We start from the raw sequence: 19,445 nt of genomic DNA, 5'->3' as shown, positions 1-19,445 counted from the left end.
TCCCCCGCCCGCCTCTACTCTGCGTCAACCCTCCTGCATCGAGCACACCTCCCATGATGGACAGCCTCAGCGGTATCACGGCCTTCATTCAGGTGGCCGAAACCCGCAGTTTTACCGAAGCCGGGCGCCTGCTGGAAATCTCCTCCTCAGCCGTCGGCAAAAGCGTGGCGCGCATGGAAGAACGCCTGGGGGTGCGGCTGTTCCATCGCAGCACCCGCAGCGTCACCCTGACCACCGAAGGCGAGCTGTTCCTGGACCGTTGCAAGCGCATCCTCAGCGAAGTGGAAGCCGCGCAAATGGAGCTGCTGGAGTTGTCCGCCACGCCCAAGGGCAAGGTGCGCATTAGCGTGCCGATTCAGAACGTGTTGATCATGCCGGTGCTCGCCGGGTTCATGCGCGCCTACCCGGACATCGAGCTGGACGTGGACATGTCCGACCGCATGGTGGACGTGATCGAGGAAGGTTTCGACGCAGTGATCCGCACCGGCGCGCCGCAGGATTCGCGGTTGATGGCGCGCAAGTTGGGGGGCTATCAATTGCAGTTGGTGGCCTCGCCCGCGTACCTGGAACGCCACGGCGAACCGACGCACCCGGACGAGCTGATCAACCACGTGGCGTTGCTGCACAAGTTTCCGGCGACGGGGATGATCGAGCGCTGGCCGCTGCGCGTCGGCGATACGCACATCGAACCGAATCTGGCGAAGGCCATGGCCTGCACCACGATGGATCCGCTGACGTATCTGGCGCTGGATGGGGTGGGGATTGCCTGCCTGCCGGACTTTTCAATCCGTCAGCCGTTGGCCGATGGCAGGCTGAAGGTGGTGCTGGCGGACTACACCGACCACACCGGCAACCTGTGGATGCTCTGGCCTGCATCAAAGCAGACCGCACCGAGGCTGCGGGTGTTGATCGATTTCTTCAAGGACAACATTCTCAAGGTTTGAACTAGCGTTGCAGGGCCTCGGCAATCGGGGCCTTGCTGATGCCGAAACTGAGCATCACCGCCAACCCGAGCACACCGATCACCGCACCGAGCCACAGCGCCGACGGCACGCCGAAGTGATCGACCATCAAGCCGCCAAACAGCGAACCCGAGGCGATTGCCACCTGGAAGGTGGTCACCAACATGGCTGAACTGGCTTCGGGCAATTGTGGCGAGGTCAGTTGCATCCAGGTGCTGACGCCTAATGGAATCGCGCCATAAGCAATGCCCCAGACCAGAACCGCCAATGCCACGCCCCAGCCATGCAGCGCGGGCAAGGCCAGTTGCGCGATCACCATCAACACCACCACCGCCCCCAGGGACAGGCGCAGATGCTTGACGATGCTCCCAGCCATCGCGAAGTTGGCGAGCATGCCGACCAGGCCGAAGCCGAGCAGGATCCCGGTGATTGCACTCGGTGTATAGCCGGCGTTTTGCCCAAGGAATGGCGCGATGTAGGTGTAAGCCGTGAAGTGTGCCGCCACGACCGTGCCCAACAGCAACATGCTGCGTCGGGCGTTACTGCGGCGCAGGAAACCCAACAATGCGCGCACCTGCAAGCCTTCGCGGGACGGCAACGACGGCAAGGTCAGCCACTGCGCGAGCAACGTCAGCAACGCCAACCCCGCTGTCGCCGCAAACGATATCCGCCAGGAAAACAACGTGCTGACAAAGGTCCCGAACGGCACCCCGAGCACCGTCGCCAGGGTGATGCCGCCGAAGATCAGCGCCGTCGCTTTCGCGGCTTTTGCTTCGCTGACCAAACGCCCGGCCGCCGCAATCGCCACGGCCCAGAAACCGCCCAGTGCGACACCCAACAGACCTCGGCCGAGCAGCATGATCGTCAGCGAAGGCGCCAGCGCCGATACCACGTTGGAAGCCACCAGTAACAGCGTCAATAACAGCAGCAGATGCCGTCGATTCATCTTCCCGGCACCCAGCATGATCGCCGGTGCCGAGACGGCCGCGACGATGCCCGGCACGGTCACCATCAACCCCGCGACACCATCGGTAATGTCCAGGCTGTTGGCAATCTGCGGCAGGATGCCCACCGGCAGGTATTCGGTGGTGACAAACGCGAAGGCGCCGAGGGCGACCGAGAACACCGACAGCCAGTCGCGGGCGGAGGATGGCGGCTCAAGCGCAAGCGCCGGGGTGGCCGGTATCACGTGTATGTCGTTCATGGGGAAAGCTCCACAGTTATAAGTGGAGCCATGGTAGGGAGCGGCCCGGCGCGGAAAAACGGTGCAGCGCTCCGATCACTGTGGATCGATGACTCCGCAATCCGAAGCTCCGGGCCACGGATTAGCGCCGTTACTGTCCAAAGAGTTCGGCCCTCCAGGCTGTTTTTCCCAAAGCCTGCGCTCCCTAGACTTCGCCTCGTCTGCCATCAACCTTACGAGGCCACACCCATGACAACTTCACGTTCCCCCATTCGCGTCGGCATCGTCGGCGTTGGCACCTGGGCCCGCCACGGTCACCTGCGTGTATTGGCGCTGCTGCCGCAATACCGGGTGCAAGCGGTGTACAGCGAACACCGCGAACGCGCCGAAGCGGCGGCCAGCGAATACGGCATTCCACAGGTCGCCGATTCCCTCGACGCCTTGGTAAATAACCCCGAAGTGGACCTGGTGGTGGTGCTCAACACCGCACCGCAACACGAGCAAACCGTGCGCGCCGCCATCGCCGCCGGCAAAGACGTCTACTGCGAATGGCCGCTGACCACCACCACTGCGGCGTCCGAACAATTGGTACATCTGGCCAAGGATGCCGGCGTGCGTCACATCGTCGGCCTGCAACGCCGCCACGCGCCGCACAACCGTTATCTGCAAGACCTGTTACAGCAGGGCTATGTCGGCCAGTTGCGCTCGGTGCGCATGCACGTCAGTACGCATTATTTCCAGGCGCTGCGTGCCAACTCGCTGCGCTGGACGGCGCCTGAGGAAAACTTTTCGAGCGTCGTCTCGATCTACGCCGGGCACTTCCTCGACATGCTGTTCACCGCCACCGGTTGGCCGCTGAAAGTGTCGGGGCTGACCGTCAGCCAGTTCCCGAAAGTCACCATCGTCGAAACCGGCGAAGTGCTGGACAGCACCGCGCCGGATCAACTGGTGCTCAGTGGCGTGCTGGAAAACGGCGCGGTGGTGTCGATCCATATCGAGGGCGGCAAACGCAACGGTTCCGGCGTGCAGATCGACATCACCGGCGATCAGGGCGACCTGAAAATCACCAACCGTTCCGCCTTCGGTGGCGTGGGCGATGACTACGTGATCGAGGGTGCCCACGGCGATGACCAGCCGTTGCAAAGCCTGCCAGTGCCGGACAGTTATCAGCGCCTGCCCGAATCCGGATTGCCGTCGGCGGTGTTGGAACTGGCGGAGTTGTATCACGTGTTTGCCCAGGACCTGGCGGACGGCACCCATGCGGCGGCGACGTTTGAGGATGCGGTTCGGATGCATCGGTTGCTGGATGTGGCCAAGGTTGGAAATCAATTACCGCTCTGACTTATCACCTGTGGCACGGGGTTATGTGGTGAGGCGGCTTGTGTGGCGAAGGGGCTTGTGTGGCGAGGGGGCTTGCCCCCGTTGGGCTGCGAAGCGGCCCCAAAACCTGCAATCCAGTTGTGTCAGGTATACCGCATTCAGCGGTTTTACGACTGCTGCGCAGCCGAACGGGGGCAAGCCCCCGCGCCACACGGAATATCGTCGGGCAGCCGCCGATTCAGCATCGACCACGACGCATCGACTGGCGAGGGGGGGGTTCTCGAAGCTTGGCTTCATGGCAATACGTTCCTGCTCGGCGCCTGACTACAAACGCCAGAATCGAATCACCGGCGCCATCACAAAACCCGAGCAGCTTTGATACAACCCCGTTACCCAACCTGTTACCTGCCCGAACAATCCCCTGCAAACCCCCATCACGAATGTAACGTCAAGACACTTCGCCCCCCTGCCCGCCGCGCCTAGTGTGAAGCCGTCAATGGGCTTACAGGGTTGTGACACATCATCGGCATCGCCCGCCTCCCGCCAGTGGAGGCATGGAAGACCTGTCACGGGTGCTGCCTGATGGTTGCTCGGATTCGACGCCCGCTGCCCATTGATTGCCTAAACACAACCCAGACAGAACAGAGGGACACCATGAGTAAGTCAAACGTTGCAAGCACTCAACAAGCACTGCACGACGACGTTCAAGCGGCCGTCAAATCGATTCTCGGCGCCTCAAGTTCAACGGCCCTGAAAACCACCGACTACAGCAAAGTGCTGACGTCGACCCTGGCCGCTACCCAGAAATCGGTCAAGATCCAGATCGCCTCCGGTGACCTGACCACGCTCAAGCAGTCCGGCTACAAGCTGTGCTTTGCCAAGAAGGTCGGTACCGAAGACTACAACGTGGTCTGGCAGTCCTACGTCAATTACCTGAGCAACAACACCTTCAGTTGGACGCCGCAATACCAGTTGTTCGGCTCCAATTCGTTCCAGGCCAACGTTCAAGTGGATGTGTCGACCAACCTCGTCACCATCGGCCTGGGCCAACAGTCGATTCTTGACTCGTCCGGCTTGCTGGGCAATGCGACCACCGGTGGGCCCGACACCTCCATCACGCTGGTCAATCAATACGGTGCGATTCACCCCGGCGTCAGCCAGTTGTCCACGGGCATCGACGGCAAGCAGGTCGCCACCCCGATCTACGTGGCCATTAATCAAGTGGTCACCGGCCAGACTGTGCTGACGCCTGTCGAGACCATTCTTGTCTGGTTCGAACAGAATGTGCAGACCAGCACCATGTTCAGCACCTCGCGCTCCCAGGCCATCGAGGTCGACCTCACCTTCGATAACAACGCGACCCGTCTCTACTCGGGTGGTTCCTGGACTGTGGTGTAACGGTGACATCGGGGGCAACCTCGCGGTTGCCCCTTCTCTCAGGCATCGTCACTGCCCCGGTCGAAATAGCCCGTCAGTGAACGGCAGATCGATTCGGCCAGGTCTTCCTGGGTCGCGATGCCGTAGGGATGACTGCGATCAAATTGTGCCGACCAGCGAATCCGCCCCTGAGCCACATCAATCAGGCGCACCGACGCCCGGACCCGGGCCGGCTCCACCCGAACACTGCCCTCCAGTGAATAACTGCCACGCCCCACCCGCTCCGGCACCGGCGTTTTCACGCTGCTGCATGGCACCTTCATCAGCACATGGTTGGCATGGGTCTGGGAATGCTCGAAGGACTCAAACAGCCGGCAACTCAACTCTTCGCACAAGCCTCGGGTAAAGTCGTCGCCATCATGGGTGATGCAGGTAAACGGCTGCAGTTGCAGCACCGGATGAGGGTGGCTGGCCACTTTCGGCCTGAGCCGTTCGTACGCCAGGCGATAACTGCCGGCCGGCAAACTCAGGCGCATCAGGTCGTGTTGACCGAGGGTGGTGTAATAGCTGGCGAGCTTGCGCCGCAGGCGGCCGACCTGCACCCGCACCACCGGATCGTCGACCGTGGAATACACCGTCGGGTCACGGCGAAACACCGCGAGGCCAATGGCGTGTTCAGTCAGGGGAGTGTTCGACAACTGCAAGTCATGCTCGACCAGAAACCGCAACAAGCCACCCATTCGCCGGGATTTGGCAAACAACGGGCTGGCCAGCAGCAGCGCCAGCACCCGCTCCACTTCATCCCGACCGAACGGCTCGGGAACCGCGTGCACACGTGTTTCGGCAATGCGTTTGATCACCATCAGTCTGCCTCCATGCAGATTGTTGCGTTCAACGTGGGCGTTGCACGGGCGAAGCTTAGCAGTTGCGCGGGATTGTGTAGTGGCACCTTGGCATATAGCGCTGGGGCTAACGCTCCGGGGCAACCATTCGAAAGCGGATGTTGATGTCTTTGGAGACCACACCGTCTGCCCACTCCCCGGCGCCGATCTTGAAGTCGTCACGATTGAGGGCGAACTCACCGACAAAAACCCCAATGCCACTCTCCGGCTTCAACTCGACCTGAACCTGGACGTTACGGGTGATGGTTTTGAGCGTGAGGTTACCGGCAAACAGATAGCGGTTATCGCCCAAGGCTTTGACGCTGGTGGACTCAAAAGTCCCCAGCGGGTAGGTGGACGTGTCAAACCACGCAGGCTTTTGCAACTCGGTGTTGGCGTCACTGCTGCCGGCATCAATGCTGCTCAGCTCAATACGCAGGGCGGCGTGGGCGGCGACGGGGTTTTGCGTGTCGAAATCAAGAGTGCCTTCAAACTGACCGAACGTGCCGTAGACCCGCGAGCCAAACTGGTCGAAGGTGAAGCTGATCTGGCTGGCCGCGGTGTTGACCTGGTTGTATTCGACGGCCTGGGCCCCTGGGGAAAAACCGACCGCAACCACCGCCGACAGTGCGGCAAACTGCGGAAATCGAAAGCGCATGGAATGCTCCGGTCAGAGGGGCCCGAGGAACGCACGAGCATAAGGCCTGGCATCCTTTTAAGGAAAGTCTAGCCATCAATCTTGTCGCCATGGTCATCGAGCGCCAGTTGAAACTGGACGCGCACCTCAAACCCTTGCGTCCTGCCTGTCGCCGGTGATGCCAGGGTCAGGCTGGCACCGACACCTTGCACAATGGTTTTGGCAATTGCCAGCCCCAACCCTGAACCGCTGGCTTCACTGTTGCCCCGCACAAAGCGCTCGGTCAGGCGCTGCAACACCGGCGCGGGCACCGTCGGGCCACCATTGACCACCTGCAGCAGCGCTTGATCGGACAGGCTGACCTCGACCGGTTGGTCCGCGGCGCCATATTTCAGCGCGTTTTCGATCAGGTTACGCAACAGGACGCCGAAAGCGTCCGGATCAATCGCCGAGTAAACGCTGGCCTGACGGGGCAATTGCAACTCGATCCGCTGTCCGCTGCTGTGATTCCACTCATCAACCACATGGGCCAGCAAGGGAATGAGGTCCTGAGGCGCCTCGGACAACAATCCGCCTCCCTCAGCCTTGGCCAGTTGCATGAGTTTTTCCGAGAGCCGGGCCAGCTCGCGCAACGAGTTTTCGATCTTCGCCGCACGCACGCGCAATGGCCCTTCGGGTGTTTCATGGCGCAGCCGCTGGATCTGCGCCAGGGTCGCGGCCAGTGGGGTGCGCAGTTCGTGGGCGCTGTTGGCGGTAAAGCTGCGTTCGGCCTCCAACGCCTTGCGCAAACGCTCCAGCAAATGGTTGACCGCGCCGGCCAACGGGTTGATTTCTGCCGGCAGTCGCGCCACGTTGATCGGTGACAGATCGCCCACACCACGAGCCTCCACGGCACGACGATAGGCCAACACGCTGCGCAGGCTGATGCGTACGAACAGCCAGGTGCCCAACAGGCTGATGGGAATCAGCGCCAGCAACGGCAACAACAAGGCAAACAAGGCTTCCCGGGCGGCCTCTCGGCGATGATTCAGCGGTTCGGCGATCTCGATGAACAGCGTCCCCCGCAGCGCACTCGCGCCATACAGACGGTATTTACCGGTGGTGGAAAACCCTTCCGTCGGCTGTTTGTTGAAGATCTTCGGGTTGGCGTCGTGGGACTTCATCAGAATCTCGCCCTTGGCATCGCGCACCAGGTATGTCAGGTATTCCTTGTGGGTTTTCAGGGTGGCAATGTGCTGTGCTTCGCGGGGTTCTTCACGGTTGCTGATTTCCAGCACGGCCAGGGGCAGGATGCGTTGTGCGGTTTCCTCCAGAGCGCTATCGAACGCCTCGTTCAACTCATGTTGCACCACCAGCCAGGCCCCGACGGTCGCCCCTAGCCAGAGCAAGGTCATGCCCAGGGTCAGCCCCAGGCCAAGGCGTTTTTGCAGACTCGACGGCGACTTCATACGGACATCAACCGGTAACCCATGCCGCGCACGGTTTCGATCAGGTCACGCCCGAGTTTTTTACGCAAGCGACTGATATACACCTCGATGGTGTTGCTCTCGATTTCCGCACCAAACGCATACAAACGTTCTTCCAGCTGCGACTTCGACAACAATGCGCTGGGCCGCTGGACAAACGCCTCGAACAGCGCCCATTCCCGCGCCGTGAGGTCCACGCAGGAGCCGGAACGATGAACCGTGCGGGCGTTCATGTCGATCTGCAGTTCGCCAAGTTTGATCAGCGGGTTGGGGTTGCCGCTGTAACGTCGGGCCACGGCCGCCACACGGGCCGAGAGCTCAAACAGGTCGAATGGCTTGACCAGATAATCGTCAGCCCCGGCATTGAGTCCGGCAATGCGATCGGATATCTGGTCCTGGGCGGTCAGGATGATCACCGGGGTCACGTCCCCCGCTGAACGCTGTTGACGTAAAAAGTCCAGCCCGCGCCCGTCCGGCAGCATCAGGTCCAGCAGGATCAAGTCGTAAGGCGTGGTGCGCACACTGTTGCGCGCATGGTCCAGGCGCTGCACCCAATCGACGGCATGGCCGTCATCGGCGATCTGCTCGCGCACCGCCTCCCCGAGCCCTGGTGCATCCTCGACCAATAAAACCCGCATCTGGCACCTCCTGTGATGGTTGTCGTGCAGCACCTTAACGGCCTCACCTGACGGGAATCTGAAGATTCAGCTGGTTGTCAGGAATGCACCCTAGGGTATGCCTCAGACGCCACGCCGACAGGAGACAGATCATGAAATCAGCTTTTATTGCCCGAATCGCGCTGCTGAGCGTGCTGCTCAGCGGTTACGCCCTGGCCGATGACGACTGCAGCGAGCCGGTCAGTGATTGGCAAGCGCGAGACACCCTGCGTCAGCAGGTAGAGCAGCAATACGGCTGGAGCGTGCAACGGATCAAGGTCGACGACGGTTGCTACAAGCTCAAGGGCGCCGACCGCAAGGGCAACGCCATCGAAGCCCGCTATGCGCCCGCCTCCCTGCACCTGCGCACGCTGCAGATCAATTTCGGCGACGACGGTGACGCCCGGGACTACCTCGCCAGCCCCAACGCCGAATGATCATTGCAGTTTTTTCCAGGGCTTTCAGGTTGCTGTCAGCCAGCAGGTCCAGGCTCTCGCCACAACGCTCAAACAGGACTCCCTCATGAAAAAAATCATCGCTGCAACCTGCCTTGTCGGTGCCATTGCCCTGCCGGGGCTGGTTCAGGCCCGTGAAGTGACCCTGACCACCCAGCTCAAGGACTACAGCGGCAACGATGCGTACCTGACGATCTATGTCACCGACGCCAATGGCCAATACCAGAAAACCCTGTGGGTGGCCGGCAAGAAGGCCAAGTACTACCGGCACTTGACGGATTGGGCCCGTGGCAGCGGCATGAACCCGAGCGAATTCGACGGGGTCAGCGGCGCCAGTGTCGGCAGCGGGGGCACCCTGAAAGTCAGCGTTGAACTGGCAGACACCTTGATTGACGCCGGGTATCAGATCCGTATCGACAGCGCCGTGGAAAACAAGCGCGAAGGTCGAGCCGACGTCAGCGTGCCCCTGACCGCCAAAGGTTCAGGCAAGCCGGCGACCGGTAGCACTTACGTCGACTCCTTCACTTACGACCTGTAGCACCCACAACCCTGGAGGCTGAACATGCTTCGCCAGTTCCATTCACTGCCCGGTTTGATCGCCGCCCTGTTGGTCATGATATTGGCCATCAGCGGCGCGGTATTGTCCGTAGATCCGGCCCTGGAACGCCTGCACAGCACATCCACCGCTGCCGGGCAGCTCAACGTCGGACAGTTGGCCGGGCGTGTCGCCAGCCACTTTCCCGGCGTGGAGCAAATCCAGCGCACGGCGTCCGGGACGGTCATTGTCTACTACAACCAGGACGGTCAGTCCGGGGCCGAAAAGATCGACCCGCTGACCGGTCAGGGCCTCGCGCCCTATGAGCCGTCAGCCTTCTCACGCTGGATCAAAGACCTGCACCGCTCGCTGTTCATGGGCACACCGGGCCACGGAGTGGCGGGCGTCGGTGCGCTGTTCATGTTGATCCTGTCGGTGTCCGGCGCGCTGTTGCTGGCCCGGCGCCTGGGCGGCTGGCGCAATCTGCTGCGGCCACTGCGCGGCACGTTCAGCCAGCGCTGGCACGCCGAAGTCGGACGCTTGGCCTTGCTCGGTCTGCTGCTGTCGGCGCTGAGCGGGCTCTACCTGTGCGCCAGCACTTTCGGTTTGATCGCCGACGGCAGTCAGAGTGAACCGGCCTTCCCCACCCACATCAGCACCGGCCCGGTGTTGCCGGTGGCCAACCTGCAAGCCCTGCGTTCCATCGACCTGAATGACCTGCGTGAACTGGTGTACCCGAGCCCCGGCAACCCACAAGACGTGTTTTCTCTGCGCACCGCCCAAGGCGACGGTTACGTCGACCCGGTCAGTGGCGCGTTGCTGTCCTGGCAAGCCCACGACTCGATGCACAATGTTTACCAATTGATCTACCGGCTGCACACCGGTGAAGGCCTCTGGTGGTTGAGCCTGCCGCTCGGGCTCTGCGCCCTCTGCGTGCCGTTGATGAGCGTAACCGGCATGCTGCTCTGGTGGCGCCGCCGCAAGGCCGGCCCGAACATCCGCCACAACAGCCCCGCCCAAGCTGCCGACAGCGTGATTTTGGTGGGCAGTGAAAACAACAGCTCCTGGGGATTTGCCAAAGCCTTGCATGATGCCCTGCACCTGGCCGGACATCGGGTGCATAGCACAGCGATGAATACATGGACGGGCGATTACCGCGATGCCAAACGGGTGTTCATCCTCACCGCGACCCATGGTGACGGCGACGCACCGGCCTCGGCGTCGCAGTTCCTGACACGGCTGAACACCGTCGGCCTCAAACCCGACCTGCCGTTTGCGGTACTGGGTTTGGGTGACCGGCAGTTTCCGCGTTTCTGTCAATACGCCCATCAGGTGCACGATGCGATGGTGCAGGCCGGCGGCTCGCCGCTGCTGGGGCTGGAAACCGTCAACCGCCAGTCCGCTCAGGAATTTGCGCGTTGGGGCCTCGCGTTGGGTGAGGTGCTCGGGCATGAGCTGACACTGGTACATACCCCGCAGCAGCCACAGTCCCATCAATTGCAACTGACCGAACGCATTGTCTACGGCGAACAGGTGAATGCACCGACTCACGTACTGCGCTTCAAGGCGCCCGGCGTACTCCCGGACTTTCTGGCCGGTGATCTGGTGGGGATTTTCGCCCCCGATAACCCGGTTCCGCGCTTTTACTCGCTGGCCAGCAGTTCAGAAGACGGTGTGCTGGAAATCTGCGTGCGTAAACACGAAGGCGGTGTGTGCTCGCAGTTCCTGCATGGGCTGAAGATCGGCGCACCAATCGAAGCCTTTATCCAGCCTAACCCGCAATTTCGTCCGGCGTCGGGCGACCACCCCGTGATCCTGATCGGCGCGGGCACCGGCATTGGTCCCCTGGCCGGTTTTATCCGCAACAACAAGGCGCGCCACCCGATGCACCTGTATTGGGGCGGACGCAACCCGACCTCGGATTTTCTTTACGAGCCGGAGCTTAATCGTTACCTGGCAGACCGTCGCCTCACGGCGTTGCGCGCGGCATTTTCCCAGGTTCAAGACCGCAGCTACGTACAAGACCGGCTGATCAGCGATGCCCTGGCCTTGCGCCGGCTGATTGAGAAAGGCGCCCAGGTGTTGGTGTGCGGCAGTCGAGAAATGGCCAAAGGCGTGATGCTGGCCCTGGATGAGGTGCTCGCCCCCCTCAATCTGACTGTGCTGACCCTAAAGGCACAAGGACGCTACCGTGAAGATGTCTACTGATAGGCAACGCTACAGCCTCAACGGCGAAACCATGGGCACTCGCTACACCGCCCTGTTCTATGCCGAGGCCGGGATCGACACCCACGAAATCGGCCTCAGCCTGGCGCACGCCGTGGACCGGGTGGACCGGCAAATGTCCATTTGGAAGCCCGACTCTGACCTCAACCGTCTCAACGCTGCCCCCGAGCAGGAGTGGCTGTCAGTGCCCGAAGAGCTGGCCACGGTGTTGTCCGCCGCGCTGCGGGTCAGCCAACAATCCGGCGGCGCCTTTGACATCGCCGTCGGTGACCTGGTGAACGCCTGGGGTTTCGGTCCCGGCGAACAGTCCGTCACGCAGCAGACGCCCGGAACGCCGCCACCGCGCGCTCGACTGTCCGCCAGCGCGGCGCTGGTGGTTGACCCGCAACGCAATCAGGTTCGTAAACGCGCACCGCTGAACCTTGATTTGAATGGCATCGCCAAGGGCTTTGGCGTCGATGAACTGGCCCGTTGCCTGGAGCGTTTTGGCATTGATCGCTACCTGGTCGGCATCGACGGCGAGATGCGCGCCCGTGGTGTCAAACCCGATGCGCAACCCTGGGTCGTGGCCATTGAAAAACCCTGTCGCGGCGTGCGTGAAGTCATGGGTGTGATGGAGCTTGGCGACGCCGCCATCGCCACGTCCGGGGACTACCGACATTGGATTGATGTGAAGGGGCACGCCTATGCCCACACGATGGACCCGGTCACCGGCGCACCGCTGAACAACCCGCTCGCGGCGGTCACCGTGGTAGCGGCCTCGTGCATGCTTGCCGATGCCTGGGCCACGGCGCTGATGGTGTTGGGCGAGATCGAAGGCCCACGCCTGGCTCAGGAACGCGGGATGGACGCGTTGTTCGTGCTGCACGACGGTGAACAGTTCAAAGAAATATCCATTGTCGGCGGCCAATTGCAGGCGCAGATTGAAACCCGCCCGATGCGAACAACCTAATGACAGTGAGTCCCGCTAAACCATGAAATTCATGCACAGGCATACCGAGTCTCACCGCAGCGATCGAATTGGCTGGCTGCGCGCCGCCGTCCTGGGGGCCAACGACGGAATCGTCTCCACCGCCAGCCTGTTGATCGGCGTCGCCGCCGCCAACGCCACTCACTCAACGTTGCTGGTCACCGGGATGGCCGGGCTGGTGGCAGGCGCCATGTCCATGGCCGCGGGTGAATACGTCTCCGTACACTCTCAGGCGGACACCGAACGGGCTGACCTGTCCCGGGAACGAGCCGAACTGGCCAGCGACCCGAAATCCGAACACATAGAACTGGCCAACATTTACAGGCATCGCGGTGTCTCACCCGAGTTGGCCCATCAGGTGGCCGACCAACTGATGGCCCATGACGCCCTCGGTTCTCACGCCCGGGACGAACTGGGCATCAGCGCAGTACTCACGGCCAAGCCGCTGCAGGCTGCCCTCGCCTCGGCCGCCAGTTTTGTGGTCGGTGCCGCCTTGCCGCTGGCGGTGGTTTTCATCGCGCCAGCACCCAGCGTGGTGCCGTGGATCTGCGCGATGTCGCTGGTGTTTCTCGCCAGCCTGGGCGCCGTCGCAGCCAGGGCCGGAGGTGCCAACGTATTGATCGGTGCCTGGCGTGTGACGCTGTGGGGCGTGCTGGCCATGGGCATCACGGCGCTGGTGGGATCGCTATTCGGGGCCGTGGTTTAGTTCGCGTTTATGCCTGAAACACAAAGGGCGCCCGATCCAGGATCGGGCGCCCTTTGTGCGTTAACGACTACACCACGCCGACGAAATCACTCGCCGTCAGGGCGACATGCCCGACCAGATCGATCTGAAAATCGGCCGCGTTACCTGTGTTTACATTGCCCTCCACATAAGTGTGGTCAACCCCGCCGACGTTGACGAAGTGGTATTTCAATTGCGCCTGGTTGTTGAACTCGTTGCCGGCGCCATTCCACTCGCCAAGGAAGGTGAAGTCCTGATTACCGGCCGAACCGGCGCCGGAGGTCCGGGCATCAATCAGCGACAGATCGATGTGGTCGGTGCCGTGCACAAAGTCGGTAATCACGTCGCGGCTTGCGGTCGATGTGCCGGAGTCGTTGATGGAGCTGAACACAAACGTGTCCGCCCCTGCACCACCGGTCAACGTATCGCGGTTGCCATTTCCGTTCAGTGTGTCGGCACCGCCACCACCGCTCAAGGTGTCGATGTTGCCCTGGCCGGTCAGTACGTTATCGGCATTGTCGCCCGTCAGGCTGTTGGTGCCGCTGCTGCCGACGACATTCTCGACGCCAGTCAAGGTGTCGTTACCGGTTTGCGAGCTGAAGGCCGAACCGGTGGTCAGATTGACCGTGGCGTTGGCCGTAGTCCCGGACAGGTCGTAGGTGTCAGTGTCAGCGCCACCGTCATAAGTGTCGTTGCCATCGTTGACCGACGCCTGGAAGGTGTCATTGCCAAGACCACCGAACAGGTTGTCCAGGCCTTGCCCACCGCTCAAGGTGTCATTGCCACTGCCACCGTCGATCAAGTCGTTACCGCCCTGTCCCAGCAACTGGTTGTTGGCCGCATCGCCCTGGATGTGATCGTTGCCAGCGCTGCCGATGACGTTTTCGATACCGGTCAAACTGTCACTGCCGGTCTGGGCACTGGTTGACGTACCGGCCTGCAAATCCACTGTGGCTGCCGCCGAAGTGGCCGACAAGTCATAGCTGTCGGTGCCCGAGCCACCGTCATAGTGGTCGTTACCGTCGTTCACCGATGCCAGCAGCGTATCGTTGCCCGCCTCGCCGAAGATCGAGTCATTGCCCGCCAGCCCGCTGAGTTGGTTGTTACCACCGTTGCCATGGATAACGTTATCCAGCTCGTTACCGGTGCCGTTGATGTTGTTGGAGCCCAGCAAGGTCAGGTTTTCGACGTTGGCACCCAAGGTGTAGCTGACCGAGGACATGACCGTGTCCGTGCCCTCGTTCAGGCTCTCCTGAACCACATCGCCATTGGTATCGACCATGTAGATGTCGTTGCCGGCGTTACCGCGCATCGTGTCGTTGCCCGAGCCGCCATCCAGCAAGTCGGAACCCAGGCCACCGTTGAGCACGTCGTTGCCCGAATAACCCATCAGGATGTCCTGAAAGTTGGTGCCATTGAGCGTGTTACCGACGAAGTTGGTGCCCTCGATAAAGCGTCCGACTGCCTCCGACGGGTCAGACGTCAACTGCTCCACCGTGCCGTTGTTATCGGTGTAAGTCGTGATCACCCGCAGTTGCTGGCCGAACTGTGCCGAGGTCGGCGCAAAGGTCGCCGCATTCGCCCCGGCGATGCTCAACCAGGCCGCCCCCACCAGCGCTTGCCACTGATAGGAGAACCCGCTCGGCCCAGGCAAGCCGTCGGCGTCCTGGATCGCCGCCGTGTTGGCGGTCAGCCGATATTGGGCCGGCACCGGACGGCTCGGGGTGGTTGGCGCGGTGGCAAACCCCGACAACACCACATTACCGGTCGGCAGATGATTAGTGATGCTCAGGTTCACCGTGCGATCGGCAAAGCGCAGTTTCTCCACGCCTATCACGATGTCGGTGCCATCGATGTTCGCCGCGCCGACCCGCAGGTCCACCACTTTGAATGCGGTGATCAGTTCGCCACCCGGCCGGGTATCGGTGAACTTGGTGATGCTGTAGTTGGCAAAGTTGCCCGAGAACAGCGCCGTGTCCGCCGCACCATCAGCCGTGCCCGGGGCTTGATGGTTGTCACCCAGAATGAAATCGGGGCGAGTCGATTGCAGGCCGGTAAAGTGTTGAGCAAACCCCTGGCTGGCGAGCAAGTGATTAAGGTCGGCAAGTTTGATCGAATCACCGACGATCACATCATTGCCGCCGTTACCTTGGGAGACATCATCACCACTGCCGCCAATCAGCCAGTTTTCCGTGGCATTACCGATCAGGCCCGCAGAAGGATTGGCCGGAGCGGCCGAGTTCGGCCGGCTGTCGCTGAAACGTGAGCCGATCAAGCCTTCAATGTCGGTGAGCAAGGCATTGAACGGTTGGAACAGCACTGCAGTGCCGGGTGCCGCCACGATGTTCTGATTGTTGAGGTCGGCCGCCGCATCCAGCGCAATATTCACATCGCTGAACGCGGCGATATCGAACCCGACATCACCAATGGCTTCATCACCGTCACCCTGGCCAGGTGCACCGCCCAGGCCTGGCAACAGAATATCGTCACCGGCACCGCCGAACTCCTGGTCACCGGTGGAGCCACCGGAAATGATGTCGTCGCCATCCTCGCCAAACAAAATGTCCGGGCCGTCGCCACCGTAGATCTCATCGTTGCCGTCACCACCATGCACCAGGTCGGTATCGCCACCGGCATCGATATAGTCATTGCCGGCACCACCGTAAATTTCGTCGATCCCGGCCTCGCCGTAGAGGTGATCGTTACCGCCACCGCCAATCACCACATCGAGCACCCCGGCGCTGGTCCCGGCATAGATGGTGTCGTCCCCTTCCCCGCCATCGAGGAAGTCCTCGATATCACCACCGTAAATCACGTCGTTGCCGTCGCCGCCATAGATATGGTCGGCGCCAGACTTGCCGTCGAGCACGTCGTCGCCACCTTCGCCGTAAATCGTGTCATCGCCGTCCCCGGCGTCGAGCCAGTCGTTGTAGTCAGTCCCCACCAACACTTCGTGGGAGTTGTAGCCCACTGCCGCCGTGCCATCGGGGTTTTGCCCCTGATCCGGGCGATAGTCGCGGATGTAGGTTTGCGCCACGTGGGTTTCCGGGTTCGCCAGGCTCATCAGCAAGCCGTTACCGCCGATGCCGCCACTGCCGCCGGTGGAATAAACGCCCACATGGTTGGCCGCGATCAGGGTGCCGTACTTGTGCTCGCTCTTGTACGCCGTCGCACTGGCGCCGGAATCGGTGTAGCTCAGTTCGATGTAGCTGTCGGCGTAGCCGAACACATCACCGGCCAGGTGCCGGGCGTCGGTGGTGCGCTCGATAATGTCCTTGAATTGCTCGGTCACCACCTGTTCGTTGAGGTTGGTCATGGCCGGCAAGCCGAGGTCGAGGCGGAACAGGTAGTAGAACCGGTCACCGTCCATCAACCGTTCCATCTGGTCCTCGAAGATCGCGTTGAACGTGGTGCCCAGTTGCCCGGTGTAGACATGTTTTTCCGCCAGGCCACCGATCCACAGATCAATCGCGTTGTAGCCGTCATAGCCCGCCACATGATTGCCGTTGGCATCCGCCGCGCCGGACAGGAAATAGGCCGCCTGTTCGGCCGTGACACTGCCACCGGCATAGTTGACGGTGAGGCCCGAAATATCGGCATCGATAATCGCCTGGGCATGAGCTTTGTCACCGTCGAAGGAATACGCGGCGATGAAGTTCACCAACGATTCGGGGTGAATCATGTTGTTGGCGAAGTCACTCCAGCTCGTATAAGGCGTCAGGCCATCGACGATCAGGTTGGTGTGGTGCTGCGCGCCGGCCGGTGACGCCCGTTCGGCAATCAACGCATCGTGGATCTGCTGACGGGCCTGGTTGAGGGTTGGCAAGCCCAGGTCGCGGCCACGGGCCAGGTTGATCGTCGCCAGGTCCAGCGGCTGGCCGAGCAAACCTTGTTGCAGGGCCGGGGTGACGAACTCATCGATTTCGTTGCTGATCTGCCGGGTCATGCCCAACGCAATGGCCGTCGGCCCGATATCGGCGAAACCACCTGGGTTGAGAAAGGCCTGCTCCAGCGCATAGTGGGTAATCGCGCCCGTCAGGTCGTAGCCGCCACTGGCATTTTTCTCCAGGGCATCGATGGTTTCACGCAGTTGCGAGTGGCCGAAGCGGAACGCCGCCTGGCCGTATTCCAGCGAAATGTTGGTGTTGATGCCTGAGTCGTAGGTCACGAATTCCGGCAGGTCCGGGGTAATCAACCGGGCGTACTGGTCGATCGCCACGTGCTGGTATTCCATTTCCACGGTCAGCTTGGCGGCATAAAACAGCTTGTCCTGATCCCAGGACACCGTGACGCCATCGGCCAGGGTGAAGTTGCCATTGGCATCGCTGTAGAAACCACCGCTGCCATTGCTGATCTGCACCTGCCAGTTGTGCCGCACCGTGACGTCGGTTTGCGCCAGCACCTCGTTCTGCAGGTTGATCAGCTGCACGTTGTGGTCTTCGTGGAAGACGTGGTGAATGGCGGTCAGCCCGAAGTTTTCGTTTACCCGGCCGTCACCGGCAATGTAGTGGTCGCCCACCGATTGCAGCAGCAACTCGTTGGCCACCGCAAAGTCGGCGCTGCCGGCGGCGGCGCTGATGGTGAAGTCGGCAAAATTGACGAAGCTGAACAGGTTTTTCGGCCCTGAGTTGTCGTAGTTGAAGACCATGCCATATGGGTTGTTTGCATCGAAGGTGATGCTGGTGATGTGCGCGTCCAGCGACATCAGCTTCGCTTGATCAATATGCAGATCGTCGAAGTGCGGGTTCATGTCCAGCAGGATCGCTTCGCGGGTGTACACCGCTTGCACGCCGGCGGTGGTCGGGTCGGCATCCAGTACATGGCCGTGGGCGTCGCGTACACGGAAGTTGGCGATGTCGTCCCAGGTCAGGTCGTCACGCCCGGTGGCCAGTACATGGGCGCGCAGTTCGCTCAAGGTCGGCAGCGTCTGATGGGTGACCACGCCGTTGAGGGTCCAGGCAGCGTCGTCACTCAAGGAGGTGCCATCGAACAGCGCGGCCCCGGCGATGAATTGACCGGGGTGATTGGGGTCCGCGACCCACTGGCGCAGCAATTGGGTCACGGCGTCGTTGGAGCCGTAAGTCTGGTTCTGATCAATGTACGGCGAGTCCAGGTTGACGTATTGCGCCTGGCCCTGGCCGTCCACTTCGCTGACCGAAGCGCGGTGCACTTTGATCGAGTAAACCGGTTGCCCGTCCGGGCCGATGGAGCCGTACAACGGATCGTCCGGCGCCAGGGGAATGGTGATCGTCGCGTTCTGATTAGGCTTGTTGATGAAGTCCAGGCCGTGGTCGAAGAACTGCCCGAACAAGGTGAACCAGCCGGTGGTCGACGGGTCTCCGGCAACTGTGTTCTGGTTGCGAATGTAGTACTGACCGGAGTCCGGCGAGGTGGTATCGACTTCGCCGATGGCACCCAGAATCCCCGGATCCGTGACGATTGCCACACCTGTTGCGGTGTGCTGGATGTGCCCGTTGGCGTCGGTGGCAAACGTCACACCGCCACTGACGATGGTCTGGCTGATCATCCGGGGCGTGTAGTCCACCAGTGAAGCTGTCGGATCGCTATACAGTGAACTACTGTCAGTCATGGGCGTGGCGTTGACGGGCACACCCTGCCCCGTCAATGCCGCGTTGCTCAGGTCCTGATGGACGTAATGCGTGTAGTCGGAATGAGTCAGGCGAATGAAGTTTTGACCGAAACTGCCCCAGGCCTGACCGTCCTGGGTCATGTTGTTGAAGTGGCCAGAAACGTTGCGCAGGCCGATCGGGTCGCGGGCGCCGTTGTACCAACTGGTCTCGCCGGGAGGCGTGTCCAGTGGGTTGAAACTGCCCAGCACACCGAGCACATGGACATTGCCGTCCGAGCCATCGTAGCCGTACAGCGGCTGACCCGCAGTGTTGTAGCCAACGATGTGAATGGTGGGAAAAGACACCTGCTGCTCAAGAAACGAAATATCGTTTTGGTTGAGGGTGAAGCGTTTTAGCGCATACATGGCGAGCTCCAGATATTCGTTGAGTTGCAGGGTTTTCCAACCGACTTATCACGATGAT

At 61.4% G+C, this 19,445-nt stretch carries 14 protein-coding genes; 8 read left to right on the top strand and 6 right to left on the bottom strand.

Going from position 1 to position 19,445, the window contains the following annotated elements; genetic code table 11:
* Positions 1–56 precede the first annotated feature (56 nt).
* Positions 57–944: a LysR family transcriptional regulator gene (locus ACZ89E_RS04605; protein ID WP_463260623.1), complete on the top strand. Its 888-nt coding sequence runs from the start codon at positions 57–59 to the stop codon at positions 942–944.
* A 1-nt stretch (position 945) separates the two neighbouring features.
* On the opposite strand, the gene ACZ89E_RS04600 is transcribed toward ACZ89E_RS04605, so the two are convergent.
* Complete coding sequence (locus tag ACZ89E_RS04600) at positions 946–2,166, bottom strand: MFS transporter (RefSeq protein ID WP_149661675.1); 1,221 nt, start codon at positions 2,164–2,166, stop codon at positions 946–948.
* Between the two features lie 228 nt (positions 2,167–2,394).
* On the opposite strand from ACZ89E_RS04600, the gene ACZ89E_RS04595 reads away from it, so the two are divergent.
* Entirely contained in the window at positions 2,395–3,486 is a 1,092-nt protein-coding gene (locus tag ACZ89E_RS04595; protein ID WP_476254964.1) for a Gfo/Idh/MocA family protein, read from the top strand.
* A gap of 633 nt (positions 3,487–4,119) precedes the next feature.
* Positions 4,120–4,863: a hypothetical protein gene (locus ACZ89E_RS04590; RefSeq protein ID WP_149661673.1), complete on the top strand. Its 744-nt coding sequence runs from the start codon at positions 4,120–4,122 to the stop codon at positions 4,861–4,863.
* A gap of 38 nt (positions 4,864–4,901) precedes the next feature.
* Here ACZ89E_RS04590 and ACZ89E_RS04585 read toward each other — a convergent pair whose 3' ends face one another.
* The 4 genes from ACZ89E_RS04585 to ACZ89E_RS04570 all read right to left on the bottom strand — a co-directional run bounded on the left by ACZ89E_RS04585 (position 4,902) and on the right by ACZ89E_RS04570 (position 8,464).
* Positions 4,902–5,705, bottom strand: coding sequence for a hypothetical protein (locus tag ACZ89E_RS04585; RefSeq protein WP_476254963.1), 804 nt, complete (start codon positions 5,703–5,705; stop codon positions 4,902–4,904).
* Between the two features lie 106 nt (positions 5,706–5,811).
* Positions 5,812–6,381 carry a YceI family protein gene (locus ACZ89E_RS04580; protein ID WP_476254962.1) on the bottom strand — a complete coding sequence of 190 codons (570 nt, stop codon included), beginning with the start codon at positions 6,379–6,381 and terminating at the stop codon, positions 5,812–5,814.
* Positions 6,382–6,449: 68 nt separating this feature from the next.
* Positions 6,450–7,808, bottom strand: coding sequence for a sensor histidine kinase (locus tag ACZ89E_RS04575; protein WP_476254961.1), 1,359 nt, complete (start codon positions 7,806–7,808; stop codon positions 6,450–6,452).
* Complete coding sequence (locus ACZ89E_RS04570) at positions 7,805–8,464, bottom strand: response regulator transcription factor (RefSeq protein ID WP_149661669.1); 660 nt, start codon at positions 8,462–8,464, stop codon at positions 7,805–7,807. Before ACZ89E_RS04570 ends, ACZ89E_RS04575 begins: the two co-directional genes overlap by 4 nt.
* A gap of 131 nt (positions 8,465–8,595) precedes the next feature.
* Between ACZ89E_RS04570 and ACZ89E_RS04565 the strand changes: the two genes are divergently transcribed.
* The 5 genes from ACZ89E_RS04565 to ACZ89E_RS04545 all read left to right on the top strand — a co-directional run bounded on the left by ACZ89E_RS04565 (position 8,596) and on the right by ACZ89E_RS04545 (position 13,374).
* The gene (locus ACZ89E_RS04565) at positions 8,596–8,919 is read left to right on the top strand and encodes a PepSY domain-containing protein (protein WP_463257717.1); all 324 of its coding nucleotides are present in this window, start codon (positions 8,596–8,598) and stop codon (positions 8,917–8,919) included.
* Between the two features lie 85 nt (positions 8,920–9,004).
* Positions 9,005–9,475 carry a DUF2271 domain-containing protein gene (locus tag ACZ89E_RS04560; protein WP_476254960.1) on the top strand — a complete coding sequence of 157 codons (471 nt, stop codon included), beginning with the start codon at positions 9,005–9,007 and terminating at the stop codon, positions 9,473–9,475.
* Between the two features lie 24 nt (positions 9,476–9,499).
* Positions 9,500–11,680, top strand: a complete 2,181-nt coding sequence (locus ACZ89E_RS04555; RefSeq protein ID WP_476254959.1) for a PepSY domain-containing protein — start codon at positions 9,500–9,502, stop codon at positions 11,678–11,680.
* The gene (locus ACZ89E_RS04550; RefSeq protein WP_476254958.1) at positions 11,670–12,650 is read left to right on the top strand and encodes an FAD:protein FMN transferase; all 981 of its coding nucleotides are present in this window, start codon (positions 11,670–11,672) and stop codon (positions 12,648–12,650) included. The genes ACZ89E_RS04555 and ACZ89E_RS04550 overlap by 11 nt, the downstream gene beginning before the upstream one ends.
* 22 nt (positions 12,651–12,672) lie before the next feature.
* Positions 12,673–13,374, top strand: coding sequence for a VIT1/CCC1 transporter family protein (locus ACZ89E_RS04545; protein ID WP_149661665.1), 702 nt, complete (start codon positions 12,673–12,675; stop codon positions 13,372–13,374).
* Positions 13,375–13,441: 67 nt separating this feature from the next.
* Here the strand turns inward: ACZ89E_RS04545 and ACZ89E_RS04540 are convergent, their stop codons facing one another.
* Positions 13,442–19,387, bottom strand: a complete 5,946-nt coding sequence (locus tag ACZ89E_RS04540; RefSeq protein WP_476254957.1) for a peroxidase family protein — start codon at positions 19,385–19,387, stop codon at positions 13,442–13,444.
* Positions 19,388–19,445 lie beyond the last annotated feature (58 nt).

Source organism: Pseudomonas sp. TE3899 (genome assembly GCF_056279105.1).
The sequence above is the reverse complement of the archived record's forward strand: the minus strand, read 5'-3'. Positions and strand labels throughout refer to the sequence as shown.